General features: G+C 63.0%; 5 protein-coding genes. 2 read left to right on the forward strand and 3 right to left on the reverse strand.

Annotation, left to right across the window (positions count from 1 at the left end; translation table 11 throughout):
- Positions 1–219 (reverse strand): solute carrier family 23 protein (locus tag OC610_RS22705; RefSeq protein ID WP_332880482.1); only part of this gene is annotated, 219 nt, incomplete at its 3' end.
- A 2-nt stretch (positions 220–221) separates the two neighbouring features.
- Positions 222–860, reverse strand: coding sequence for a uracil phosphoribosyltransferase (upp, locus tag OC610_RS22710; RefSeq protein ID WP_030138594.1), 639 nt, complete (start codon positions 858–860; stop codon positions 222–224).
- A 162-nt stretch (positions 861–1,022) separates the two neighbouring features.
- On the opposite strand from upp, the gene OC610_RS22715 reads away from it, so the two are divergent.
- Together OC610_RS22715 and OC610_RS22720 are read left to right on the forward strand one after the other, a co-directional pair.
- Positions 1,023–1,580, forward strand: coding sequence for a hypoxanthine-guanine phosphoribosyltransferase (locus OC610_RS22715; RefSeq protein WP_181287867.1), 558 nt, complete (start codon positions 1,023–1,025; stop codon positions 1,578–1,580).
- Between the two features lie 4 nt (positions 1,581–1,584).
- A complete protein-coding gene (locus OC610_RS22720) occupies positions 1,585–2,058 on the forward strand; it encodes a WbuC family cupin fold metalloprotein (protein WP_264430957.1) in 474 nt (157 codons plus the stop codon).
- Between the two features lie 40 nt (positions 2,059–2,098).
- On the opposite strand, the gene dauA is transcribed toward OC610_RS22720, so the two are convergent.
- On the reverse strand, positions 2,099–3,826 hold the full coding sequence (gene dauA / locus OC610_RS22725; protein ID WP_264430958.1) for a C4-dicarboxylic acid transporter DauA: 1,728 nt from the start codon (positions 3,824–3,826) through the stop codon (positions 2,099–2,101).
- Positions 3,827–3,907: the final 81 nt, after the last annotated feature.

Below are 3,907 nucleotides of genomic sequence, written 5' to 3' on the forward strand. Positions count from 1 at the left end.
CGGCGTGATGAAGGCAAAGCTCGAGGCGAGGAACACCGGCACCTGGCGCCCGGTGACGATTTGGAACAGGATCGTTCCCAGGCCGGCGGTGAACAGCGCCACGTTCGGGTCCAGCCCGGTGATCAGCGGCATCAACACCAGCGCGCCGAAGGCGACGAACAGCATCTGCGCGCCGGACAGCACCTGGCGCCAGAGCGGATCGTTGAACTCGTCCTGCATGCTCAGGCGTCCTTCTGCTTGGTGCCGAAGATCTTGTCGCCGGCATCGCCCAGGCCGGGGATGATGTAGCCGTGTTCGTTGAGTTTCTGGTCGATGGACGCGGTGTAGATGGTCACGTCCGGGTGGGCGTCTTCCACGGCCTTGATGCCTTCGGGCGCGGCGACCAGCACCATCGCGCGAATGTCGCGGCAACCGGCTTTCTTCAGCAGGTCGATGGTGGCGACCATCGAGCTGCCGGTGGCGAGCATCGGGTCGATGATCATCGCCAGGCGCTCGTCGATTTCCGGTACCAGTTTTTCCAGGTAAGTGTGCGCTTGCAGGGTCTGCTCGTTGCGAGCCACGCCCACGGCGCTGACCTTGGCGCCCGGGATCAGGCTCAGCACGCCTTCGAGCATGCCGATGCCGGCGCGCAGGATCGGCACCACGGTGATTTTCTTGCCGGCGATTTTCTCGACCTGGACCGTACCGGCCCAGCCGTCGATTTCATAGGACTCCAGCGGCAGGTCCTTGGTGGCTTCGTAGGTGAGCAGGGCACCGACTTCCTGGGCGAGTTCGCGAAAGTTCTTCGTGCTGATGTCGGCGCGGCGCATCAGGCCGAGTTTATGTCTGATCAGCGGATGGCGGATCTCGAGGATGGGCATGGGGAAGGCTCCGGCGGCGGGCAAAAAAACCGGCCTAGATTAATCTATCCGAGGGTGTTGTCCTATAGACAATACAGAACGTTAGTCCACAAATGCTTGATCTGGCCGGGCGGGATGCGTACCTTTGCCGGCTTTTCCGAACTGCCACCCCTGGAGAGCGTTATGTCCGCTGATCTCGAGCATATCCGTCAAGTCATGCGAGAGGCTGACTGCCTGTACACCGAAGCTGAAGTCGAAGCGGCCATTGCCCGTGTCGGTGCGCAAATCAACGATCAGTTGGCCGACAGCAATCCGGTGGTGTTCTGCGTCATGAACGGCGGGCTGATTTTTTCCGGCAAGCTGCTGACCTATCTGAATTTCCCGCTGGAAGCGTCCTACCTGCACGCCACCCGTTATCGCAACGAAACCAGCGGCGGCGACCTGTTCTGGAAAGCCAAGCCGGAAGTCTCGTTCATCGACCGCGACGTGCTGATCATCGACGACATTCTTGATGAAGGCCACACCCTGGGCGCGATCATCGATTTCTGCAAACACGCTGGCGCCCGCGCCGTGCACACCGCCGTATTGATCGACAAGGACCACGACCGCAAGGCCCGTCCGGACCTGAAGGCCGACTTCGTGGGTTTGCCGTGCATCGACCGCTACATCTTCGGTTATGGCATGGACTACAAAGGCTACTGGCGCAACGCCAACGGCATCTTTGCGGTCAAGGGAATGTAACCAGATGACGGGCCCGGCGTTCCTGGATCAAGCCTTGTTCGATGAGCTGGCCGGGAAAGCCGCGGCCAGCCCACGCGGGCGTCAGCATCACAACTTCCACCAGATGGACGAGCCGTGCCATCGCATGGCGGTGGGCTTGCAACCGTCGACCTACATCCCGCCACATCGCCATTTGAGCACCGACAAGGCTGAGACCTTGCTTGTGCTCAAGGGTCGGCTCGGTGTACTGATCTTCGACGAGACCGGTACGGTGCTCGACAAGCGAATCCTGCAGGCTGGAGGCGATTGCCTCGGTGTCGACTTGCCGGCCGGCGTCTACCACGGCCTGGTGGTGCTCGAAGCCGACAGCCTGATGTTCGAATGCAAGGCCGGCCCGTACCGGCCGGTGGGCGAGGGCGAACTGGCCCATTGGGCACCTCGCGAAGGCGAGCCCGGTGCAGCGCAATACCACGCCTGGATGCGCGCTCAGTTCGATTGATCACCCTGTAGTGAGGAGGCTTTTGTGGCGAGGCGCGTCTTCAATGGGTCGTATGACTGGCCAGCCATTTCTCGCTCTTGACCCGCGCCTGTTCCAAGGTCTGCACATACGCCAATTGGCGCTGTTCACGATGTATTCCAGCGCGGCGCAGTTTCAGGCGTACCCTCGGCGCGGTCGCGACCAGGATCAGGCCGATGCCCTGCTTGCGGTAATCCCTCAGGATATTTTCAAACGCGGCCAGGGCGGTCATGTCCAGCATCGGTACGGCGCTCATTTCCACGACCACCACCCGGACACCCGGGTCGAACTTGCGCAGCACGTCCAGGGCTTTTTCCGCTGCGCCAAAGAACAGCGGCCCGCGAATCGCATAGCAACGAACATGCTCGGGCATGTCCAGCAAGGCTTGGTGGACATGGCGCGGCAGCTCGGCGCTGTCGGTCAGTTCGCTCATGCGCTTGATAAACAGTCCGGCCGCCAGCAACAAGCCGACGGCGACGGCCATCACCATGTCGAACAGCACGGTCAGGCTCAGGCAGGTCAACAGGACCAGCACATCGCTGCGCGGTGCGATGCGCAGCGTGTGCAGCACATGCCCGGCCTCGCTCATGTTCCAGGCCACCATCACCAGCAATGCCGCCAGCGCGGCCATGGGCAAGTAGCTGAACAGCGGTGCCAGCAGCACAATCGCCACCAATACCACCAGGCTGTGGATGATCGCCGCCAGCGGTGAGGTCGCGCCGCTGCGCACGTTGGTGGCGCTACGGGCGATGGCGGCGGTGGCGGTGATGCCGCCGAACAGCGGTGCAACCAGATTGCCCAGGCCCTGGCCCATCAGCTCGGCGTTGGGGTCATGCTTGCTGCCGGTCATGCCGTCCGCCACCACGGCGCACAACAACGATTCGATGGCACCGAGCATGGCGATGGCAAACGCCGGCCCCAGCAATTGGCGGAACAGGTCATAGGAAAGCACCAGTGCATGACCTTGGCTGTCGGGCAGGTTCCACGGCCAGTCGAAGCTCGGCAGGAAAGGCGGGATGCCGGGATAGGCGATGCCATCGACCACATAGCTGAAGCGTTCGCCCAGTGTCGCGATCGGCCATCCGCCGCGCTCCATCGCCATCCCCAACAGCGCGCCCATGAGCAAGGCCACCAGATGCCCCGGCACCCTGGGTACCCAACGCGGCCAGGCAATCAGCACGGCCAGGCATGCGGCGCCGATGATGCCATCACCGAGGTGGGCGCTGGGCAACGCGGCGACCAGCTCACCGAGCTGTTCGATGTAGTGCTTGGCGTGGCCTGCCGTGGTCAGTCCCAACAAGTCCTTGAGTTGCAGCGTGGCGATCACGACACCGATCCCAGCGGTGAAGCCGAGAATCACGGGATAGGGGATGTACTGAATCAGCCGCCCGGCACGCATCAATCCCAGGGCGACGAGAATCAAGCCGGCGAGCATCGTGCACAACAGCAGGCCGCCCAATCCGTATTGCTGGGTGATGGGCAGCAGGATGACGACAAAGGCTGCCGTCGGCCCGCTCACATTGAAACGCGAGCCGCCGGTCAGCGCGATCAAGGGCGCCGCCACCAGCACCGTGTACAGGCCATGCTGGGGCGGGACGCCGACGGCGATGGCCAGCGCCATGGCCAACGGGATGGCGATGATGCCCACGGTGAGCCCGGCCACCAGATCGCCGCGCAGGCGTTCAAGGGTATAACCGGCACGCCAGGCTTGGCGCCAGGCGGCGAACAGCGGTGGGGCGGAGAAGGACATGGATACTCCACACGAAATTGAACGGAGTGAAACGCCTGGACCTGCAGACATATTTCCCGTGGCGAGGGAGCTTGCTCCCGC

The organism is Pseudomonas agronomica, assembly GCF_025917275.1.
GTDB lineage: Bacteria > Pseudomonadota > Gammaproteobacteria > Pseudomonadales > Pseudomonadaceae > Aquipseudomonas > Aquipseudomonas agronomica.

Excerpts from the sequence above, each read along its gene's own strand:
- OC610_RS22720 (WP_264430957.1), top strand. The coding sequence starts at position 1,585 with ATGACGGGCCCGGCGTTCCTGGATCAAGCCTTGTTCGATGAGCTGGCC.
- dauA (WP_264430958.1), bottom strand. The coding sequence starts at position 3,826 with ATGTCCTTCTCCGCCCCACCGCTGTTCGCCGCCTGGCGCCAAGCCTGG.
- upp (WP_030138594.1), bottom strand. The coding sequence starts at position 860 with ATGCCCATCCTCGAGATCCGCCATCCGCTGATCAGACATAAACTCGGC.
- OC610_RS22715 (WP_181287867.1), top strand. The coding sequence starts at position 1,023 with ATGTCCGCTGATCTCGAGCATATCCGTCAAGTCATGCGAGAGGCTGAC.